The sequence below is a fragment of the Noviherbaspirillum agri genome (assembly GCF_054780595.1).
On sequence record NZ_BAAGWA010000018.1, the window covers coordinates 12758 to 33132 of the forward strand.

20 protein-coding genes are annotated in these 20375 nt (G+C 55.5%); 8 read left to right on the plus strand and 12 right to left on the minus strand.

Translation table 11 applies throughout. The features are described from left to right. The first annotated feature begins 47 nt into the window (after window positions 1-47). A complete protein-coding gene (locus tag ACYVIA_RS20195; protein WP_460843977.1) occupies window positions 48-1703 on the plus strand; it encodes a PhoH family protein in 1656 nt (551 codons plus the stop codon). A gap of 86 nt (window positions 1704-1789) precedes the next feature. Here the strand turns inward: ACYVIA_RS20195 and ACYVIA_RS20200 are convergent, their stop codons facing one another. From ACYVIA_RS20200 to rpsF, 7 genes are all read right to left on the minus strand, one after another. After that, on the minus strand, window positions 1790-2797 hold the full coding sequence (locus tag ACYVIA_RS20200) for an inorganic phosphate transporter (RefSeq protein WP_460843978.1): 1008 nt from the start codon (window positions 2795-2797) through the stop codon (window positions 1790-1792). Window positions 2798-2872: 75 nt separating this feature from the next. Next, the gene (locus ACYVIA_RS20205) at window positions 2873-3499 is read right to left on the minus strand and encodes a DUF47 domain-containing protein (protein ID WP_460843979.1); all 627 of its coding nucleotides are present in this window, start codon (window positions 3497-3499) and stop codon (window positions 2873-2875) included. Window positions 3500-3598: 99 nt separating this feature from the next. Further along, window positions 3599-4987: a replicative DNA helicase gene (locus ACYVIA_RS20210; RefSeq protein ID WP_460843980.1), complete on the minus strand. Its 1389-nt coding sequence runs from the start codon at window positions 4985-4987 to the stop codon at window positions 3599-3601. Window positions 4988-5151: 164 nt separating this feature from the next. Next, on the minus strand, window positions 5152-5604 hold the full coding sequence (rplI, locus tag ACYVIA_RS20215) for a 50S ribosomal protein L9 (protein ID WP_460843981.1): 453 nt from the start codon (window positions 5602-5604) through the stop codon (window positions 5152-5154). A gap of 29 nt (window positions 5605-5633) precedes the next feature. Beyond that, window positions 5634-5918: a 30S ribosomal protein S18 gene (gene rpsR, locus ACYVIA_RS20220; RefSeq protein ID WP_007882558.1), complete on the minus strand. Its 285-nt coding sequence runs from the start codon at window positions 5916-5918 to the stop codon at window positions 5634-5636. Window positions 5919-5933: 15 nt separating this feature from the next. Continuing rightward, complete coding sequence (gene priB, locus ACYVIA_RS20225) at window positions 5934-6236, minus strand: primosomal replication protein N (protein WP_460843982.1); 303 nt, start codon at window positions 6234-6236, stop codon at window positions 5934-5936. Between the two features lie 16 nt (window positions 6237-6252). Continuing rightward, window positions 6253-6621 carry a 30S ribosomal protein S6 gene (gene rpsF, locus ACYVIA_RS20230; protein ID WP_460843983.1) on the minus strand — a complete coding sequence of 123 codons (369 nt, stop codon included), beginning with the start codon at window positions 6619-6621 and terminating at the stop codon, window positions 6253-6255. A 244-nt stretch (window positions 6622-6865) separates the two neighbouring features. Between rpsF and lexA the strand changes: the two genes are divergently transcribed. Further along, on the plus strand, window positions 6866-7531 hold the full coding sequence (gene lexA / locus ACYVIA_RS20235) for a transcriptional repressor LexA (RefSeq protein ID WP_460843984.1): 666 nt from the start codon (window positions 6866-6868) through the stop codon (window positions 7529-7531). 233 nt (window positions 7532-7764) lie between these two features. Here the strand turns inward: lexA and ACYVIA_RS20240 are convergent, their stop codons facing one another. Then, window positions 7765-8523 carry an RNA methyltransferase gene (locus ACYVIA_RS20240; protein WP_460843985.1) on the minus strand — a complete coding sequence of 253 codons (759 nt, stop codon included), beginning with the start codon at window positions 8521-8523 and terminating at the stop codon, window positions 7765-7767. 130 nt (window positions 8524-8653) lie between these two features. On the opposite strand from ACYVIA_RS20240, the gene ACYVIA_RS20245 reads away from it, so the two are divergent. From ACYVIA_RS20245 to ACYVIA_RS20260, 4 genes are all read left to right on the plus strand, one after another. After that, window positions 8654-9448: an inositol monophosphatase family protein gene (locus ACYVIA_RS20245; RefSeq protein ID WP_460843986.1), complete on the plus strand. Its 795-nt coding sequence runs from the start codon at window positions 8654-8656 to the stop codon at window positions 9446-9448. Between the two features lie 190 nt (window positions 9449-9638). Further along, window positions 9639-10982 carry a DEAD/DEAH box helicase gene (locus ACYVIA_RS20250; RefSeq protein ID WP_460843987.1) on the plus strand — a complete coding sequence of 448 codons (1344 nt, stop codon included), beginning with the start codon at window positions 9639-9641 and terminating at the stop codon, window positions 10980-10982. Between the two features lie 273 nt (window positions 10983-11255). Beyond that, window positions 11256-13871 (plus strand): DNA mismatch repair protein MutS, encoded by a 2616-nt coding sequence (gene mutS, locus ACYVIA_RS20255; RefSeq protein ID WP_460844041.1) that lies wholly within the window; start codon window positions 11256-11258, stop codon window positions 13869-13871. Then, a complete protein-coding gene (locus tag ACYVIA_RS20260) occupies window positions 13868-14800 on the plus strand; it encodes a hypothetical protein (protein WP_460843988.1) in 933 nt (310 codons plus the stop codon). Before mutS ends, ACYVIA_RS20260 begins: the two co-directional genes overlap by 4 nt. Window positions 14801-14943: 143 nt before the next feature. Here ACYVIA_RS20260 and ACYVIA_RS20265 read toward each other — a convergent pair whose 3' ends face one another. Further along, on the minus strand, window positions 14944-15483 hold the full coding sequence (locus tag ACYVIA_RS20265) for an FKBP-type peptidyl-prolyl cis-trans isomerase (RefSeq protein ID WP_460843989.1): 540 nt from the start codon (window positions 15481-15483) through the stop codon (window positions 14944-14946). A 223-nt stretch (window positions 15484-15706) separates the two neighbouring features. Between ACYVIA_RS20265 and ACYVIA_RS20270 the strand changes: the two genes are divergently transcribed. After that, on the plus strand, window positions 15707-16828 hold the full coding sequence (locus ACYVIA_RS20270; protein ID WP_460843990.1) for a ribosomal protein uL16 3-hydroxylase: 1122 nt from the start codon (window positions 15707-15709) through the stop codon (window positions 16826-16828). A 222-nt stretch (window positions 16829-17050) separates the two neighbouring features. After that, complete coding sequence (locus ACYVIA_RS20275; protein ID WP_460843991.1) at window positions 17051-17323, plus strand: hypothetical protein; 273 nt, start codon at window positions 17051-17053, stop codon at window positions 17321-17323. Window positions 17324-17441: 118 nt separating this feature from the next. On the opposite strand, the gene ACYVIA_RS20280 is transcribed toward ACYVIA_RS20275, so the two are convergent. The 3 genes from ACYVIA_RS20280 to dapA are packed head-to-tail and all read right to left on the minus strand — an operon-like array spanning window position 17442 to window position 20334. Continuing rightward, window positions 17442-18221 carry an MBL fold metallo-hydrolase gene (locus ACYVIA_RS20280; protein WP_460843992.1) on the minus strand — a complete coding sequence of 260 codons (780 nt, stop codon included), beginning with the start codon at window positions 18219-18221 and terminating at the stop codon, window positions 17442-17444. Between the two features lie 13 nt (window positions 18222-18234). Then, window positions 18235-19395 carry an outer membrane protein assembly factor BamC gene (bamC, locus tag ACYVIA_RS20285; protein ID WP_460843993.1) on the minus strand — a complete coding sequence of 387 codons (1161 nt, stop codon included), beginning with the start codon at window positions 19393-19395 and terminating at the stop codon, window positions 18235-18237. A gap of 60 nt (window positions 19396-19455) precedes the next feature. Then, a complete protein-coding gene (dapA, locus tag ACYVIA_RS20290; protein ID WP_460843994.1) occupies window positions 19456-20334 on the minus strand; it encodes a 4-hydroxy-tetrahydrodipicolinate synthase in 879 nt (292 codons plus the stop codon). Between the last annotated feature and the right edge of the window lie 41 nt (window positions 20335-20375).

Here is a 20375-nt window from a genome sequence, read left to right on the forward strand (position 1 = left end):
AGCTCATATGAGTTGCAGATTCACTACCTTTTTAAACTGAGGTCCTGATGCCACTGCCCAAATTACCGACCAAGCCAGCAACTTTGCTCTCGCCCCAGGACTATCCGAAGGGCGATAAAGGGAAATCGGTAAAACCAGTAATGACACTGGTTGAAACCACAACACAAGCACCAGAACCTGCACCACAGGCCCGCGCCAAAACTTCTGAAAAAGCCACCACCGCAAAACGTGCAACGAAGCCGAAAGAGGTTGAAACGCTGATCAAGTCCGGAGCCAGCCGTACTGGCGACCGACTTGGCGTCACCAAGCTTTTTGTGCTGGATACCAACGTTCTGATGCACGATCCGACCTCGCTATTCCGCTTTGAGGAGCACGACGTCTATCTGCCGATGATGACGCTGGAAGAACTCGACAATCACAAGAAGGGCATGTCAGAAGTCGCACGCAATGCACGGCAGGTATCGCGCTCACTGGATGCGCTGGTGGCCGGCATCGAAGAAGCGCACATCGAGGAAGGCATTCCGCTCTCCAAGCTGGGCAACAAGGACGCAAAGGGACGCCTGTTCTTCCAGACCAAGTTGCAGGTGGCCGCTCTTCCCGAAGGCCTGCCTATCGGCAAAGCAGACAACCAGATTCTTGGCGTAGTCCGTGCCCTTGAGCTTCAGTACCCGGGGCGTCCGATCGTGCTGGTGTCGAAAGACATCAACATGCGCATCAAGGCACGTGCGATGGGCTTGCCGGCAGAAGAGTACTTCAATGATCACGTACTGGAAGATACCGACCTCCTCTATTCCGGCATCATGCAATTGCCGGACGACTTCTGGAACAAGCATGCCAAGGGAATGGAATCCTGGCAGGAAAACAAGCACGGTACCGGCTACACGTATTACAAGGTGACCGGCCCTGCTGTCCCCTCGTTCCTGATCAACCAGTTCGTCTTCCTCGAGCCGAACAATGGCGAGGCGCCATTCTATGGACAGGTCAAGCAGATCAATGGCAAGACCGCGGTAATCCAGACGTTACGCGACTATACGCATGGAAAAAACAATGTCTGGGGCATCACGGCGCGTAACCGCGAGCAGAACTTTGCGCTCAACCTGCTGATGAATCCCGAATGCGACTTTGTGACGCTGCTCGGCCAGGCTGGCACCGGCAAGACATTGCTCGCGCTGGCCGCTGGCCTCGCCCAGGTGCTGGAAACCAAGCTTTACAACGAAATCATCGTAACTCGCGTCACCGTACCGGTTGGCGAAGATATCGGCTTCCTCCCGGGTACAGAAGAAGAAAAGATGTCGCCATGGATGGGTGCATTCGATGACAACCTCGAAGTGCTTAACAAGTCCGACAGTGATGCCGGTGAGTGGGGCCGTGCCGCTACCCAGGACCTGATTCGCTCACGCATCAAGATCAAGTCGCTCAACTTCATGCGTGGTCGTACCTTCGTCAACAAGTTCCTCATCATCGATGAGGCGCAAAACCTGACGCCGAAGCAGATGAAGACCCTCGTCACGCGTGCCGGCCCGGGCACAAAGATCATTTGCCTGGGTAACATCGCACAGATCGACACGCCGTATCTGACCGAGGGCTCAAGCGGCCTGACCTATGTCGTCGACCGGTTCAAGGGTTGGGCGCACAGTGGTCATGTCACGCTCGCGCGCGGCGAACGTTCGCGCCTGGCAGACCATGCAAGCGAGGTGTTGTAGTCCGTTCGGCTGCCAAGATCTCGACACAAGGCGAAAAACAACCTGCATCTTTTGATGCAGGTTTTTTTATGCCATTAAAGGACGGATTACAGGATCTTCGTCCCGATCCACCAGGCAATCGCCGCGACAAATGCCGAGGCCGGAATCGTAAAGATCCATGCCCAGACGATGTTGCCTGCAACGCCCCAGCGCACAGCCGACATCTTCCGCGACGAGCCTACGCCAACGATGGCGCCGGTAATGGTGTGCGTTGTCGAGACAGGAATACCAAGTGCCGTCGCCAGGAACAACGTGATTGCACCGCCAGTTTCCGCGCAGAAACCGCCCACAGGCTTCAGTTTGGTGATCTTCTGGCCCATGGTTTTCACGATGCGCCAGCCGCCGAACAAGGTGCCAAGACCGATAGCCGCATAACAGCTGATAACGACCCAAATCGGCAACGGGTCCTTCGCGGTCGAGTAGCCGGCCGCAATCAAGAGCATCCAGATGATCCCCATTGTCTTCTGCGCGTCGTTGCCGCCGTGGCCAAGGCTATACATGGAGGCAGAGACTAATTGCATACGCCGGAACCACTTGTCCACGCGGCGTGGTGTCGAGCGCACGAACAGCCAGGACACCAGGACCATCATGATCGATCCAAACACGAAGCCAAGCAATGGCGATAACAGAATGAACGAGATCGTCTTGATCAGGCCTGAAGAGATCAAGGCGCCGGTACCCGCCTTCGCAACCGCCGCGCCAACCAACCCGCCAATGAGTGCGTGCGACGATGAGGACGGGATGCCGTAATACCACGTCAGGATGTTCCAGAAAATTGCGCCGACCAAAGCACCGAAGACCACATAATGATCAACGACAATCGGCTCAATAGTGCCCTTTCCGACCGTGGTGGCCACTTTCAGTTGGAAGAAGAAAATTGCAACAACGTTGAAAAAAGCCGCCATTGCAACAGCATGCTGAGGTTTCAGTACGCCAGTCGAAACAACGGTTGCGATTGCATTAGCAGCATCATGGAAGCCATTCATAAAATCGAACAGCAACGCAAGTGCAATCAGGAACGCAAGAACGTAAATGCTGATTTGTAGGGTCTGCATGAGTTTCTATTCAGTTAGTTCTATGTATTGTAGAAATGCGCGCGGGTTACGTTACCCTCTTGCGCCTCATGCACTTCAGGCATTCTCGACAATAATGCCTTCGATAATATTCGCGACGTCCTCGCAACGATCCGTGACTGTCTCCATCAGTTCGTAAATAGCCTTCAATTTGATCAGGTTCCGCACGTCAGGCTCGTCACGAAACAGCTTGGACATCGCCGCGCGCATGACATGATCGGCATCGGATTCGAGGCGATCGATCTCCTCGCATATGGAAAGAATCTGTCCGGAGTTATCCATGTTGTGCAACAGGCCGACAGCTGTCTTCACGCGTTCAGTACAGGCCAGGCAAAGCTCGGCAAGTCGCTTGGCTTCCGGCGTGATCGCCTTGATGTCATAAAGCGAAATGGTCTGCGCCGCATCCTCCAAAAGGTCAAGGATATCGTCCATGCGGGTGATCAGCTTGTGGATGTCGTCACGGTCGAGAGGCGTAATGAAGGTCTTGTGCAGCATGTCCAGTGTTTCATACGTGACCTTGTCGGCCTGCTTCTCGACGGTCTCAATTGCATGCACGCGGTTCTCAAGGTCGTCGAAATTGGTCATCAACGCGACCATTTCACGCGCCCCTTTCACACACAAGTCGGCGTGCTGAACAAAGAGGTCAAAGAATTTGCCCTCGCTGGGCATCAGTCGTCCAAACATAATTACGCTCTCTTAAAGTTAAAGCAATAAATCTGTCTTGCGTTTCCATCCTACTGCTTGTGGCGGCAGGCGCTTAAAAAAGCCAGCTGCAAGAAACGTTTATTCGTTGTCAAAAATTGCGTTACCGCCGGTGTAATTATCGAACTTCGTGTATTCGCCGAGGAATGTCAGCCGTACGGTACCGATCGGACCGTTACGCTGCTTACCGATAATGATTTCAGCTGTCCCCTTGTCTGGTGAATCGGGGTTGTAGACCTGGTCTCGGTAAATGAACAGAATTACGTCCGCATCCTGCTCAATAGCACCTGACTCACGAAGGTCGGACATCACCGGACGCTTGTTCGGACGTTGTTCGAGAGAGCGGTTCAGCTGAGACAATGCAATGACAGGGCAATGCAATTCCTTTGCAAGTCCCTTGAGGCTCCGCGAGATTTCGGAGATTTCGGTTGCGCGGTTTTCTCCGCCACCACCATTGCCCGACATCAGCTGCAAGTAGTCGACAATGATCAAACCAAGGCGACCGCACTGCCTCGACAGCCGTCGCGCACGGGCACGCATTTCGATTGGGCTTAACGCTGGTGTTTCGTCGATGTACAACTGCGCTTCGTTCATCTTCTGAATCGCATGCGTCAGCCGTGGCCAGTCCTCATCGTTCAGCTTACCGACACGCAGGCGACTCTGGTCGAGACGCCCAACAGAACCCAGCATACGCATTGCGAGCTGAGCACCACCCATTTCCATCGAAAACACGGCGACTGGCAGGCCGCTATCGATCGCCACGTTCTCGCCGATGTTCAATGAGAACGCGGTCTTACCCATCGATGGACGCCCTGCCACGATCACCAGATCGCCAGGCTGCAGGCCGGAGGTCATGCGGTCCAGATCGATAAAGCCTGTAGGAACGCCAGTGATGTCGTTCTGGTTGTCGCGGTTGTACAGCTCGTCGATACGCTCGACTACCTCCGTGAGCAGCGGCTGGATAGCCTGGAAGCCCTGTGCACCACGCGCCCCCTCTTCGGCAATGGCGAAGATCTTGGACTCGGCCTCGTCAAGCATCTGCTTGACTTCCTTCCCCTGTGGATTGAATGCTTGTGTAGCAATCTCGTCCGAAACCGTGATCAGCTTTCGCAATACACCACGGTCGCGCACGATTTCGGCATAGCGGCGAATGTTTGCTGCGGAGGGAGTATTCTGGGCGAGCGCATTCAGGTACGTCAGGCCACCGACTTCCTCGGCCTTGCCGCTTGTGCTGAGTGCTTCGAAAACAGTAATGACGTCAGCCGGCTTCGTTGCGTTGATCAGCTTGACGATGTGTTGAAAAATGATGCGGTGGTCATATCGGTAAAAATCGTCTTCGCCCACGAAGTCGGCGATACGATCCCACGCTGCGTTATCGAGCAGCAGACCACCCAGTACAGATTGTTCTGCCTCAATCGAGTGAGGCGGAACGCGAAGTGCTTCTAGTTGCGGATCAGCTCGGTCATTCATGGCGCGAATTATACCCGCTTAGCCCCTCTGTTTTCGGCGCCAAAGACGGTGAACGAGACTTTATTTTCCAGCTGTCAACTCGGTGCTTGACAGACATGCGACAAGTCGGCAAAAAGCAAAAAAGGCCGGAAAACCGGCCTTTTTTCGCACTGTAAAAAGCAGTATTACGCTTGTTCGCCCAAAACGGAAACAGTCACATCAACAACCACGTCTGTATGCAAGGCAACCGAGATCGTGTGGTCGCCAACCATCTTAAGCGGACCTTGCGGCATGCGAATTTGTGCCTTCTCGACTGCGAAACCTTGCTTGGTGACAGCTTCAGCGATATCTGCATTCGTGACAGAACCAAACAGACGACCATCGACACCAGCCTTTTGGGAGATCTGAACGGTCATGCCGCTCAGTTTTTCACCTTGCGCTTGAGCTGCTGAGAGCTTCTCGGCTGCTGCCTTCTCCAACTCGGCGCGCTTTGTCTCGAATTCGGCGACCGCTGCCTGCGTAGCGCGACGTGCCTTGCGTTGCGGGATCAGGAAGTTACGTGCATAACCGTCCTTTACCTTCACTACATCACCCAGGTTGCCGAGGTTGACGACTTTTTCCAACAGAATGACTTGCATGTTTTTCTCCTATTTTCCTCAGTCGTCAATCAGGCGTTGTGCAGATCGGTGTAAGGCAGCAACGCGAGATAACGTGCGCGCTTGATCGCCGTATCCACCTGACGCTGGTAGTGCGCTTTCGTGCCAGTCAGACGCGCCGGCATGATCTTGCCGTTTTCCTGGACGAAGTCCTTCAGCGTGTCGACATCCTTGTAGTCGACTTGCTCAACGCCGGCGGCGGTGAAGCGGCAGAATTTCTTGCGCTTGAACAGCGGATTTTGCTGTTGGCGCTTTTGCTTGAGTTTGCTCTTATCGAATTTTTTACCGAATGCCATGGTTGGCTCCTGTATCTATTGATCTGGTGTATATGTCTCGAAATCGGTCACGTGAAAGACCAGGGTTTTACTATTGCGGTTCTTCCGTGCAAGAAACCCTGTCAACAGCAACTTCGCTCCCAACTCAACCTGATTGAATCTTCCCGAAAGCTCACCTGCGACAATCGCGGCAACTTCGAATTCAACCTGGCGTGGGATACCTGCCTCAACTAGGTCCGATGCATGATGCAGTTTTGCAGATACGATCGGAATGCCAGCCGGTGTGTAACGCAACACGTCACGTTCAACAATGGTGGCAATCAAGCGAAGCTGGTTCACGCTCCTCGTCTAGCAATTACGCTGCAGAGGCCTCGGTACGTTGGCTCTTGGCAGCATCTTCCTTCTGCACAGCCTTCATCATCGGAGACGGCGCGGTCTCGGCCTTCTTCATCTTGACGGTGAGGTGGCGCAGGACAGCATCGTTAAACTTGAAGCCGGTTTCGATTTCAGCCAGGGTCTCGCTGTCGCATTCGATGTTCATGCAAACATAGTGCGCCTTCGCCAGCTTCTGGATCATATATGCCATCTGGCGGCGGCCCCAGTCTTCAACACGGTGGATCTTGCCGTTACGGGCGGTGACGATGCCCTTGTAGCGGTCGATCATCGCGGGCACTTGTTCGCTTTGGTCCGGATGGACAATAAAAACGATTTCATAATGACGCATGTAATCTCCTTGTGGTCGGATTAAACGCCCACCTCGGCGTCAAGACGAGTGTGGGAAGAGGAAAGCCCGACATAATAGCTTGAAGACAAAGAAACTTCAATGCTTTCAAACCCTTAATCCTCCTCAGCAATCCAAATCCCAAATAGTCGGAAATAGCGTCATTTAGGGCTTGCATTCACATAATGCCTGTATAAAAATACAGGCTGTCTATATAAACAGCGCCAATTGGCGCCGGGTTTCCACCATGATCAAATTGACCGCCCGCCAGGAACAGATCCTCAACCTGATCCGCGAAGCTATTGAAAACACCGGCTTCCCGCCTACTCGCGCCGAGATTGCCGCTGAACTTGGCTTTCGCTCTGCCAATGCCGCGGAGGAGCATCTTCAGGCGCTCGCACGCAAAGGTGCCATTGAAATATCACCCGGCACATCCCGGGGAATCCGCTTGCGCGATATGCATGCCAACGGCGCATCGAGTCGATCCGCCACGCGCCAGATGGCACTCCCTCACGCGTCTTTGATGCAGCTTAGCCTGCCCCTCGTCGGTCGTGTAGCAGCTGGCTCCCCAATCCTCGCGCAAGAGCATATTGAGGCCACGTATAGCGTCGATCCGTCACTGTTCTCCGCAAAGCCGGACTACCTGCTGAAAGTCCGGGGACTGTCGATGCGCGATGTCGGAATTCTTGACGGCGATCTGCTTGCGGTGAAAAAAACCGACAATGCAAAGAATGGCCAGATCGTTGTGGCGCGACTGGGTGATGATGTCACCGTAAAACGCTACAAAAAGTCTGGCTCCATTATCGAACTTTTGCCGGAAAATCCAGATTTCGAACCGATCCGGGTCGATGCAAACGAGGATAGCTTTGCACTGGAAGGCTTGGCCGTAGGTTTGCTGCGCGCCTGGGGCTAAATGTCTTTTTTGCCATAACGACTCCAGGCAAACCAGCGGAGCAACCAGGTATAACCGTAAGGCGCCCTACGGCACTGAGGCTACACTGAACAAGTCCCGCGATGGCACGTGCCGGAATTCGGGACGGAGCGCAGGGCGCAAACCGGAGCCATGGTCGGACCATTGCAGGGATTTGCGACGCTATGAACAGTCGGAAGCAGGATGCGCGACGCGCGTGAACATTTTGCTTAGCCCTAAGTGCGCAGTTTCACCAGAATCTGGCGCGCGATACCTCGCAAGATATTGACCTCTTCCGTTTCGAGCTGAGCACGCGAAAACAAACGCCTCAGGCGAGGCATTAGTTTCTTCGGATTCGCCGGATCAAGGAAATCGATGGCGACCAAGGCTTCTTCCAGGTGGGCATACATGCCTTCAACTTGCGCAAAGCCGGCAGCTTCACCCTGAAAACCGATTGGCGCTACCGGAAGGACGTCGCCACATGTAGCCATCCTTGCTTCGTATGCAAGTACTTGGGCAGCCTGTGCAAGGTTTAACGAGGAATAATCCGGGTTGGCCGGGATATTGATCAGCGCATTACACTTCTCGATGATTTCATTCGGGAGACCGTAGCGCTCGCTCCCGAAGACAAGCGCGGCATTCAGACTTGACTCTGCGGCGATCTGCTCCGCGAGAACGCGCGGCGTTAGCAATGGCGGAGAAAACTCTCTCAATCTCGCACTTAACGCTGCTGCAAAATTGCATCCTTCCAGCGCCTCCTCTATGTTTTCAACGATTCTTGCGGTCGCGAGGATATCCTGCGCGCCGCTGGCGAATGCGACAGCCTCCTCTTGCTGGAGCGCATCAGGGAAGCGCGGATCGACCAGCACTAGCTGCGAAAAACCCATCGTTTTCATTGCGCGTGCAACAGCTCCGATGTTACCGGGATGACTGGTCTGGACGAGCACGAACCGAAGGCGGTTAAAAAGAGGGGTATTGGTTTGAGGCTGGTTCATTTAGAATAGCGGGATTGCGCGGCAATCGTTTCCTGGGACTCATTCGGTTTGCCGCATCGCTCATTAATTCATTCTCTTGCGGGGCTCCGGCGCGGTAGCGAACGGTACCGCCATTTTAACGGAACATCCTATGCATCCCATGCTCAATACGGCGGTGAAGGCCGCTCGCCGGGCCGGTTCGCTCATTAACCGCGCCTCTTTCGACATCGAACGCATCAAAGTCACCGAGAAGGGACACAACGACTTCGTTACTGAAGTTGACAAAGCCGCCGAGCTGGCGATCATCGAAGTTCTTAAAACCGCCTACCCTGACCACGCAATTCTGGGCGAGGAAACCGGCCCTTCTGCCAACCTGCACGACGAGAATGAAAACGTCTGGATCATTGATCCGATCGACGGCACCACCAACTTCATCCACGGCTTCCCGCAGTATTGCGTCTCGATCGCGCTCCAGCACCGTGGGCAAATTACGCAAGCGGTAGTTTATGATCCTTGCCGCAATGACTTGTTTACGGCTTCCAAGGGTGCCGGCGCATACCTGAATGACAAACGCATCCGCGTCAGCCGCCGGGACAAGATGAGCGAGGCGTTGATCGGCACCGGTTTCCCCTTCCGGGACATGGAAGGTCTGGATGAGTATCTGAAGATGTTCAAGGTCATGACAGAGCGCTGTGCAGGCTTGCGTCGCCCCGGCGCTGCGGCATTGGATCTCGCTTATGTTGCGGCCGGCCGCCTCGACGGCTTCTTCGAAAAGGGCCTGCAGACCTGGGATATGGCTGCGGGGGCGCTGCTTATTACGGAAGCGGGCGGTATCGTGGCAAATTTCTCCGGCGAGTCGGACTACCTGTACAAGGGTGACGTGATTGCCGGCACACCGAAAATCTTCGCACAGATGGTCAATCTCTTGTCACCCTTCGCAAAATAAGGCCGCCGCAATCATTCCCGCCAGAAGAAATCCGCGTGGACCGCGTACGGCGCTGTCCACGCCCTGCGTGATCGAGGGTTCCACTTTCCTCCATCGCGCATTCGCTTCTTACGTTCCGCCTCATCCAATCTGCACGCCTTTGATTCCACTGGTCTCGTGATGGCGCGCAGTCCTTTTTGTACTGATTAAAATGACTTTTAAAGAGCTCGGCTTGTCCGACGACATTGTTCGCGCCGTTACAGAACACGGCTACAACACTCCCACTCCAATTCAATCGCAGGCTATCCCCGCCGTACTCGGCGGCGGGGACCTGCTTGCTGGGGCGCAGACCGGTACCGGCAAGACTGCTGGATTTACCTTGCCGATCTTGCAGCGTCTTTCGAAAAACGCCCGTTCTGCGGGTGGAAAGAAATCCATTCGCGCCTTGATTCTGACGCCCACGCGGGAGCTCGCGGCACAGGTTGAGGAGAGTGTCCGCGTCTATGGAAAGTACCTGAAGCTCACCTCGGCCGTGATCTTCGGAGGAGTCAATATCAATCCGCAGATGAAACTGCTGGCACAAGGCGTCGACATTCTCGTTGCCACATCCGGCCGCTTGCTCGACCATATGCAGCAAGGCACGGTTGACCTCACCCATATTGAAATCCTCGTCCTGGACGAGGCCGACCGCATGCTGGACATGGGCTTCATCCGAGATATCCGCCGTGTTCTCGCGGCGCTTCCGAAGCAGCGCCAGAACCTGCTGTTCTCTGCAACTTTCTCCGATGAGATCAAGGCACTCGCCGACGGCCTGTTGAATGCGCCGGCAATGATCGAGGTCGCCCGGCGCAACTCCACCGCCGAGATCATCGAGCAGAAGGTGCACCCGGTCGACCGCAACCGCAAGCATCCACTGTTAAGCCACCTGATCAAGGAGCGAAACTGGTTCCAGGTGCTGGTCTTCACCCGCACCAAGCACGGCGCCAACAAGCTGGTCGAGCAGCTTGGCAAGGACGGTATCAGTGCACTCGCAATCCATGGCAACAAGAGCCAGGCGGCGCGTACGCGTGCTCTGGCGGAATTCAAGGATGGTAGCCTGCAGGTGCTTGTCGCGACCGACATTGCAGCGCGCGGAATTGATATTGACCAGTTGCCGCATGTGGTCAACTACGATCTGCCCAACGTGCCGGAAGACTATGTGCACCGGATCGGCCGCACCGGGCGGGCCGGTGCCGCAGGCGAAGCCGTATCGCTTGTCTGCGTGGATGAGCACGATATGCTCAAGGGCATCGAAAAATTGATCAAGCGCAGCCTGCCTCAGGAAATCATCCCCGGGTTCGAACCCGACCCGAATGCCCGTCCGCAGCCGATTCAGCTTCGAAGCGGGAACCCTCCCCCGCGCAACCGCTCGCCACGAAGCAAGCCGGCAAACAAGCCTGCGAACAAGTCGCAAACCGGTACGGGAAACAGACCCGCTCAAGTAAACAAGAGCGCAGCGAAGCCTCCGGCCGGAAAGCAAACGGCACCGCATCGTAGCGGCGGGCGAGGTCGTTAAGCCTCCAAGGATTGCAGCGTACACAAATGCGCGCTGCATAATCCCAAGAGGGGCACTTCGCCACTCAGCAGCGCAAAAGCGCAAGCAGGCAAGCAGGCAAGCAGCCGTATTTGATCCAATCCGTTGCCGCATTAAAATGGCGGGCTATACATGTTGACGAACGACATGCCACCGTCACACAGAAAGATTGGAATGGCTTCAAAACCTGCCGTGAAACCGGAAAACGACGCGCCCCCATCCCGACTTGATGCGCTGCTGGAGAAGCACACTCCAATGATGCAGCAATACCTTCGCATCAAAGCGGAGCATCCGGACACGCTGGTGTTTTACCGGATGGGAGACTTCTACGAGCTCTTTTTCCAAGACGCTGAGAAAGCCGCCCGCCTTCTCGGCATTACGCTGACCCAGCGCGGGAGCTCCAACGGCAACCCGATCAAGATGGCCGGCGTGCCGTTCCACTCGGCTGACCAGTATCTGGCAAAGCTGATCAAGCTCGGCGAGTCTGTCGCCATCTGCGAGCAGATCGGCGATCCCGCCACGAGCAAGGGCCCGGTCGAGCGCAAGGTTGTGAAGGTCGTCACACCGGGGACCCTGACCGATTCCGACCTTCTGCCCGAAAAGGCCGACCGACCGCTGCTCGCGCTTTGCGTCACGGCACAGAGGAAAACGGCAACAGTAGGCCTGGCGTGGCTGTCTCTCGCCAGCGGGGCGCTCAGGCTGATGGAATTTGCCGGCGACGCCCGCTCCTTCGATACGCGGCTGAGGCAGGAGCTCGAACGGATAGCCCCGGCAGAGATCCTGTTGACAGACGAGGCCGGTCTGATATCGACGCAAGGCGCCCCAGGCAAGCTGACGACCGTTCCACACTGGCATTTTGATAGCGCCAGCGGTGAGAAGGCATTGCTCGAACAGCTTGGCGTTGCCACACTCACCGGCTTCGGCGCAGATGGTTTGAGTGCCGCGGTTGGCGCTGCCGGCGCGCTGCTTCGCTACGCACAATCAACGCAAGGCAAGGGGCTGCAGCATGTGCGCACCCTCGCCGTCGAGGCAGAGAACGAGATTATCGGGCTGGATGCCGCTACCCGACGCAACCTTGAACTGACCGAAACCATTCGCGGCCAGGAAGGTTCGTCCGCTTCCCCTACCCTGTTTTCGCAGCTCGATCACTGCCGTACGCCGATGGGTTCACGACTGCTGCGCCATTGGCTGCACCACGCCCGCCGCGACCAGGAAGTCGCGAAGGAACGACATGCAGCGATCAACGCGCTGATGCGCACGGACGCTTCATCGGGACTTTCGGCTACGCTCGCCGCAGTGCCGGACATCGAACGCATCACCACACGCATTGCCCTGCTGTCTGCGCGCCCGCGTGACCTTGCGGGACTTCGTAGCGGCCTGCAGCAACTTCCCTCATTGCGCGCCTATGTCGCCATGTGCAACAAGGATGCCGACGCGCTGCTGCTGAAGTCGATTCATGACGCGCTCGCCACACCAGGAGAGTGCCTTGAGATACTCGAACGCTCGATCGCGCTCGAGCCGGCTGCCATGGTGCGTGACGGCGGCGTCATCGCCCGCGGTTTCGACAGTGAACTGGACGAACTGCGCGCACTCTCGGAAAACGCAGGCCAGTTCCTCGTCGACTTAGAAACGCGCGAACGTGCTCGCACGGGCATCGGCAATCTCCGCGTGGAGTACAACAAAGTGCACGGCTTCTACATCGAGGTCACGCATGGACAGACGGACAAGGTGCCAGATGATTACCGTCGCCGCCAGACGCTGAAGAACGCCGAGCGCTACATCACACCGGAATTGAAAGCATTCGAAGACAAGGCGCTATCAGCGCAGGAGCGCGCACTCGCCCGGGAGAAATACCTCTACGAAAAGCTGCTCGGCGACCTTGCCCCCCATATCGGCACGCTGCAGGCAATCGCGCATGCACTGGCACAGCTCGACACGCTGGTTGCCCTCGCCGACCATGCGATGCGCAACAACTGGTGTGCGCCGCAGCTGGTCCGCGAGCCGACCATCCTCATTGAACAGGGGCGTCACCCTGTCGTGGAAAACCAGATAGAGCGTTTCATCGCCAACGACTGCGAGCTCAACAGCGAACGCAAACTGCTGCTGATTACCGGTCCCAACATGGGCGGCAAATCCACGTTCATGCGTCAGGTGGCGTTGATTACGCTATTGGCGTATGTCGGCAGCTTCGTCCCGGCCAGTCGAGCAACAATCGGACCGATTGACAAAATTTTCACCCGCATTGGCGCAGCGGACGACTTGGCCGGAGGCCGCTCGACTTTCATGGTTGAAATGACCGAGTCGGCGGCCATTCTCAATGGCGCGACAGAGCACTCGCTTGTCCTGATGGACGAGGTCGGCCGCGGCACCTCGACGTTCGACGGCCTCGCACTTGCATGGGCAATTGCAAGACATCTCATCGACACCACACGCAGCTTTACCTTGTTCGCGACACACTACTTCGAGCTTACCCAGCTGCCGGAAACGCACCCATCAGCGGCCAACGTGCACCTCTCCGCCGTAGAGCACAAGGACAGTATCGTCTTTCTGCATGCAGTGCAGCCGGGACCGGCATCGCAAAGCTACGGACTTCAGGTTGCGCAGCTTGCCGGCGTACCGCAGCCGGTGATCAAGGCCGCGAGAAAGCACCTGGCGGCGCTCGAGGCACATTCGGTACAGGCAACCCCACAGTTCGACCTGTTCGCAAGCGCAGTGCAGGAAGCCGACGATTTGGCCGAGCCTGAGACCCCGGCTTTACCGGAAACGGCTAGTGCAGTCATGGATGCGCTCGCGGAGACAGACCCGGACGATCTGACTCCGCGCGAGGCGCTGGAAGCTCTCTATCGCCTGAAAAAACTGGCAGAACAATGATGAGAACAGCCTTCCTGAAAAGCATAGCGTTCTGCGCCGCGTTGATATCCTTCTCATCAATGGCCAGCGAGAATGACGAGATCAGTTTTGCAGTCATCTACCACCCGGTCAACGCAGCAGGAGACGAGTCGACACTTCGGGACGCGATCAAACAGACGGACGAGAACAATCTTGCTTTCGTTGTCCTGAACGGCATGAAGGCAGCAAATGAACCGTGTACGGATGAGGTTTACCTGCGACGCAAATCGATTCTTGAGGACGCAAAAAACGGTTTGATTGTGTCCCTCGCGGCAACTGACTGGGCTCTATGCAAGAACAAGAACGGCAGATCAGCTGCAATCGCAAAACTTAATCGTGTCCGAGAGCTATTCTTCGGTGATGATTTTTCGATGGGCGCAACCAAGATTCCGGTCATCCGGCAATCGATGACAGTAAAGCACCGCAGCTTTGCAGAAAACGCACGCTGGGAGATCGACGACACCTTGTTTGCGACTATAAACATACCGGCGAATAACAATCACTATGTTTATGATGCCGGGCGCAATAGCGAGTTCGAGGACAGAGCGGTTGCCAACAACGACTGGCTGTATCGCATCTTTATGTTTGCCACGCAAAAGAAAATGAAGGCCATCGTGCTTTTTAGTGACGGAAACCCCGTCGGCACACAGCGTCGGCGGACCACCAAGCGAGATGGTTATTCAGAAGTCCGGAAGAAAATCGCAGTTCTGGCAGCAAAGTTTTCCGGCAAGGTACTTCTCGTTCATGCAGACTCCGTGCATGCAGCAGCATTGTCTGCAATTCGCTGGCAGGGGAATTTCGGGGAAATAGGTGCGCGCTCCGGCTGGCTCAAGATCAGCGTCAATCACAAGATCCCGTCCGCATTCAAAGTATCAAGCAAACCATCCGGATTGGCTGGGAGCCAACAGTGATGCAACGGCCGTGTCGACTGCCCTGGTGATACAACAGAACCGTACGCACCAGGCACAAAATCGATGCAGCGGGCGCTAAGAGACAGGGGTGCGCCGTGTATTAATCACTCAGGATTTGTAATACCTGCACGGCACACCTCGCTTCATTGAATCGGGTAACTGCGGAAATGGTCGCCCTCTTCTCCTTCGATATCGTCGTGGTGATGACCATGCTCGCCGTGTACGTGCCCATGTGCGACTTCCTCATTGCTTGCACTGCGCACCTCGGCTACATTGAGCGTAAAACGCAAGGCCATACCGGCCAACGGATGATTTCCATCCAGAACAACCTTGTCGTCGGCGATATCGGTCACGGTAAAGATCAGCGACTCTTCCCCACTGTCCGGGCTATCCGGCGTGCCCTCGAATTGCATGCCAACTTCAATCGGCTCCGGCAAGCGGTTGCGTGGCTCGATCTTGATCAGGTTGGGATCATATTCACCAAAAGCATCTTCAGGCTCAACCTGGATCGTTGTTTCAAAGCCTGCCGCTTTGCCTTCCAGCGCCTCTTCGATCTTCGGCAAGGTATTCTCATAGCCGCCGTGCAGATACACCATGGGCTCACGGCTCTCCTCGATCAGATTGCCCTGCGCGTCTGACAATTTGTAGTGGACGGTCACTACGGTGTTCTTGGCAATCTTCATCACCACTCCTCTTCAATAAATGGTCCACCGGATTATAACCGGCAACATGTCTCTCTCGAATCCGTTTGATGACCAAAGTAAGTGGTCCAGACTGGCGTCGAGGAGCAGACATATACAAGTGCACATCGTGCATCGCAAGTCCAAAACGGAGCCCAGCACGCTATCCGACAGGCTTTGAGGTCAATTGCAATAGGTGTGCCTGTAAGGTCGATATAATGCGCGCATGACTAAACTGACTCTGCTAGGCGGGCTCACGCCGCAACAATTCCTTCGTGATTACTGGCACAAGAAACCCTTGTTAATCCGGCAAGCAATCCCCGGATTCAAACCCCTGCTCTCACGTGAAGCCTTGTGCGACCTGGCGACGCAGGACGAGGTGGAATCACGCCTCATTTCACACCATGGCGATCAGTGGGAAATGCAGCATAGCCCCCTCAGGGACTTGCCAGCCTTTGATAAGAAAGGCTGGACCATGCTCATTCAAGGTGTAAACCTGCACAACGATGCGGCGGACAGATTGATGCAGCAATTCCGTTTCATCCCGGATGCACGCCTCGACGACCTGATGATCAGCTACGCTACGGACGGCGGAGGTGTCGGCCCCCATTTCGATTCCTACGATGTATTTCTGCTGCAAGCCCACGGGCAGCGACGCTGGCGGATCAGCGCACAGACGGACCTGACCTTGATCGAGCGGATGCCCTTGAAAATCCTGAAGAACTTCGATCCGGAAGAGGAATTTGTGCTGAATCCTGGCGATATGCTGTACCTGCCTCCCCAGTATGCGCACGACGGTATTGCTATCGGTGAATGCATGACGTACTCCGTAGGATTCCGCGCGCCCGCCTATCAGGAAATTGGCGAAGCCTTCTTGCAATTCATGGCCGACACCGTTGACCTGCCCGGGCGGTATTCAGATCCCGATCTCAAGTTAACCAAACATCCGGCCGAACTCAGTAGTGCCATGGTTTCCAGGTTCGCGACCGAACTGAAGAAGATCGAGTTTACCGAGGATGACTTTCTCATCTTTCTTGGCGAGTACCTCTCCGAACCAAAAGCAAACGTCATTTTTGCCTCCCCCAAACGCCCGCTAACATTTGCGCGCTTTCTTGAAGCGGCAAGCAAGCGTGGTGTCACCTTGTCGCGCAAGACACGCATGCTGTATCGCAGTAAGCATGTGTTTATCAATGGCGAGTCGTTCGCCTTGAATCGAGCTGATAAAACCATCCTTATGCATCTTGCGGATAATCGCAAACTTGATGGCGCAATGGTGCGAACAGCGTCCAAAGATGTCATGGAAGCACTACATATATGGTACGAGGATGGCTGGCTACTGCTCGAATAATCACTGCAAAAGACCATGTAGTTTTTACTTACAATTGACGTACGAAAATGCTGGCACGTTGTGTTGGTTGTAAAAAAAACGTTATAATTTCTGGCTAGGAAGTTTTCGTCGTGCTGCACTGAAAAATAATATCCAGAAGGCCTTCGAGAGCTCCTAGAGAGCGATAATTACCGGTAATTATTCATCACATAATTTTTAAAAATAGACTTTGAAGGAAAATCCATGAAAAAGACCCTGTTGATTGCTTCCCTGCTGGCTGTTGCTCTGGCTGCTTGCGGCAAGAAAGAAGAAGCTGCTGCACCGGCCGCTGAAACCGCTGCTCCGGCTGCTGCTGCACCGGCCGCTGAAACCGCTGCTCCGGCTGCTGCACCGGCTGACGCTGCAGCTCCGGCTGCTGCACCGGCTGACGCTGCTGCTGCACCGGCTGCTTCCGCACCGGCTGACGCTGCTGCTGCACCGGCTGCTTCTGCACCGGCTGACGCTGCTGCCAAGTAATCTCGGATTACTAATAAAAAAGGCCGACCGTTTTCACGGTCGGCCTTTTTATTTTCGCTCTGCTCCCAACCCTAAGCGCTGACTGAGGCAGTACATTTCTTTCACGCTAAATCCTTCCTTACACGCGTACATTCACCCAATCGAATCCCTCGTCCTGACAGGCAATCATTATCCGGAAGTCAAGCGGGTCTGCTACTGCGCATAGTGCTTCGCGTGCAAGCTCCGGGGTATTGTTCTGTTGACTTAAATGCGCACCAACAACAGTCTTGAGTCGAGACCTGTCGAGTGCGGCAAGAATTTGTGCCGTTGAGTCATTTGCCAAGTGCCCGTACGGTCCACCGATACGTTGCTTCAGGGTAGGCGGATAATTGGAACTAGCAAGCATTTGCCGGTCATGATTACATTCGAGCATTAATGCATCACAGCCGCCCAGTGCATTGATCATATGTTGAGTCGAGTGTCCGGCGTCGGTTAGCACCCCCAACCGGAATTCACCATCATGTACCACATATTGCACAGGTTCTCGCGCATCATGCGGCACTGTGTAAGGCGTCAATTCCAGGTCACGGATACCGACCGCTTCGCCGTCCCGACAGAAGTGGAAGAGGACTCCGTCACAGTGTTTTTCCACCGCCCGGAAAGTACCGTAACTCAGCCATACGGGAATCTTGTACCGACGAGCGAATTTGAACACTCCACCTACATGGTCCTGATGTTCGTGGGTGACAACGATGGCATCAATATCAGTGGGCGCCATTCCGAAACGTTGCAAACGGCGCTCTGTCTCACGCACGGCAAATCCACAGTCCAGCATGACTGTCGTACGAGAGAGACCGGAACAGGAGGAAATCAGGAGCGCGTTACCCTCGCTACCGCTCCCGAGACTGGCGAATTTCAATACAGATAAACGCTTATTTGAGCTGCTCGTTCAGCAAAGACAGAATTTTGTTGGCTGTCTGTGAAGATTCCGGGCGCCCTTCGTTGTCAAGCACGGCAACTTGGCTGACGGGACCGGCTCCTTTTACTGAAACACGATAACGCAGTGCCGATTTTGCCTTGTCATCAGAGCCAAAAGAGAAAATCTTGGAAAAGAAGCCTTTTTCAGATGCCTTCTTCTGATCGTATTCGGGGTCGACATACCGGACAAAATACAGCCCTTGTGCACGGTCACGATCTTCTACGGTGAAGCCGACTCGGTCCAGCGCCAAGCCCACACGACGCCATGCGCGATCGAAGCTTTCATCGACTTCGACATAGGAAGTGTCATTGGCCTTGACAAGTTTTGCTCGCGGTGGCTGCAGCGGCGCGTTGACGACCGTGGCCTTGGCCTGCGTGGTATCGGCACCCAGACGGGCCATCAAGCGGGACAGGAATTCGGCTTCAAGCTCGGGATCCGAGGGGCGCGGAGTCCACATGGTTGAGTCCTTCTGTTGACCGACGATCACTTCCTGCATGCCTCTGTGGCTGATATAAATCTCGGTTGCGCCATCCGGAGTCCGCTCGAGGCGAGTACGGAATTTGTCGCGCTCGCCAGTCGAGTAAAGCGCATCAAGCGCCTTTCCGATAGTGCGGCGGATAATGTCCTGCGGGATTTTTGCGCGGTTCTCAGCCCAATCAGTCTCCATAACGCCAGCTTGCGGTGTCTCGATGCTGATCAAAAAGCCGGATTCCTGCCAGAAGTCCTTCAACTGCGGCCAGAGCGCTTCCGGCGACTGCTTCACCACCAGCCAGCGCTGGTTACCGGCACGTTCAATGCGCATATCCGCCGTTGGCGCCGGTGCGACCGCAGGTGCAGCCGCAGCGGATGTCGTCGGGCGTGCTCCCTGCTGCAGAGCGTAGCCGGAGGCAGTTGCCGTTCCTCGATTTGCCTCAGGAATCGAATAACGGTTTTCACGCTGAAGTTGCGTCAGATCCGGCGGCACTTCGAGCGAAGGTGCCTTGCCAGCGCTTTTATAGTCTGTTTTTCCCGGTTCCAGCATCTCCCCAACTGAGCTGCAACCGACCATGCCAGTCAGCGCCAGCGTACAGATGAGTCCACGTTGAGCCATGCGAGAGTTGTTCCGAATTGTCATGTCGATGCTGAGGAGATGAAGTCTGAGTAACTGCAGGGTTGCCGAGCGAATATGCGGTGCTTATTGTAATACACCGGATTCGCGCAGCGCGGCACGTACCGTCTCCTGGTATCCCGCGCCGAGTGTCACTAACGGCAGGCGGATACCGGCCGGAATCAGGCCCATCTGCGCCATCGCCCACTTGACCGGAACCGGGTTCGGCTCCACGAACAACTTGTTATGCAAAGGCAGCATGCGATTGTTGATCTCGACCGCCTCTGTAACCTTGCCGCTCATCGCAGCGGCGCACAACTCATGCATGGCGCGTGGCGCGACATTGGCGGTGACGGAAATATTCCCCTTGGCTCCACAGAACATTAGTGCCATTGCAGTAGGATCATCGCCGGAATACACGGCAAACGACTTTGGTGCCAGGCGGATCAGGTCGCTGCCACGGCCAATATTGCCGGTTGCGTCCTTGACACCCACAATGCCAGGCACTTCAGCCAGGCGCAGGATGGTCTCGTTCGACATGTCCGCGACAGTCCGTCCCGGCACATTGTAGAGAATCACCGGCAGGTCGACTGCTTCAGCGATCTTCTTGAAGTGCTGATACATACCTTCCTGGGTCGGGCGGTTATAGTAAGGAACAACCTGCAGCGATGCATCGGCCCCAACATTTTTCGCATACTTCGTCAGCTCGATCGCTTCAGTGGTCGAGTTGCCACCGGTGCCGGCAATGACTGGAATACGCTTGGCCGTGTGCTCAACCGCGACCTTGATCAATTCACAATGTTCTTCAACGGAGACCGTCGGCGACTCGCCAGTCGTGCCAACGATGACGATACCGTCCGTGCCTTCTGCAATATGCCAGTCGATCAGTTTGCGCAGACCCGGCAAGTCGAGACTGCCGTCTGCGTGCATGGGGGTGACGATTGCGACAATGCTGCCCTGGATCATGATGATGTGCGTTGGTAAAGATGTAGGGTAGGAGGAGCCCT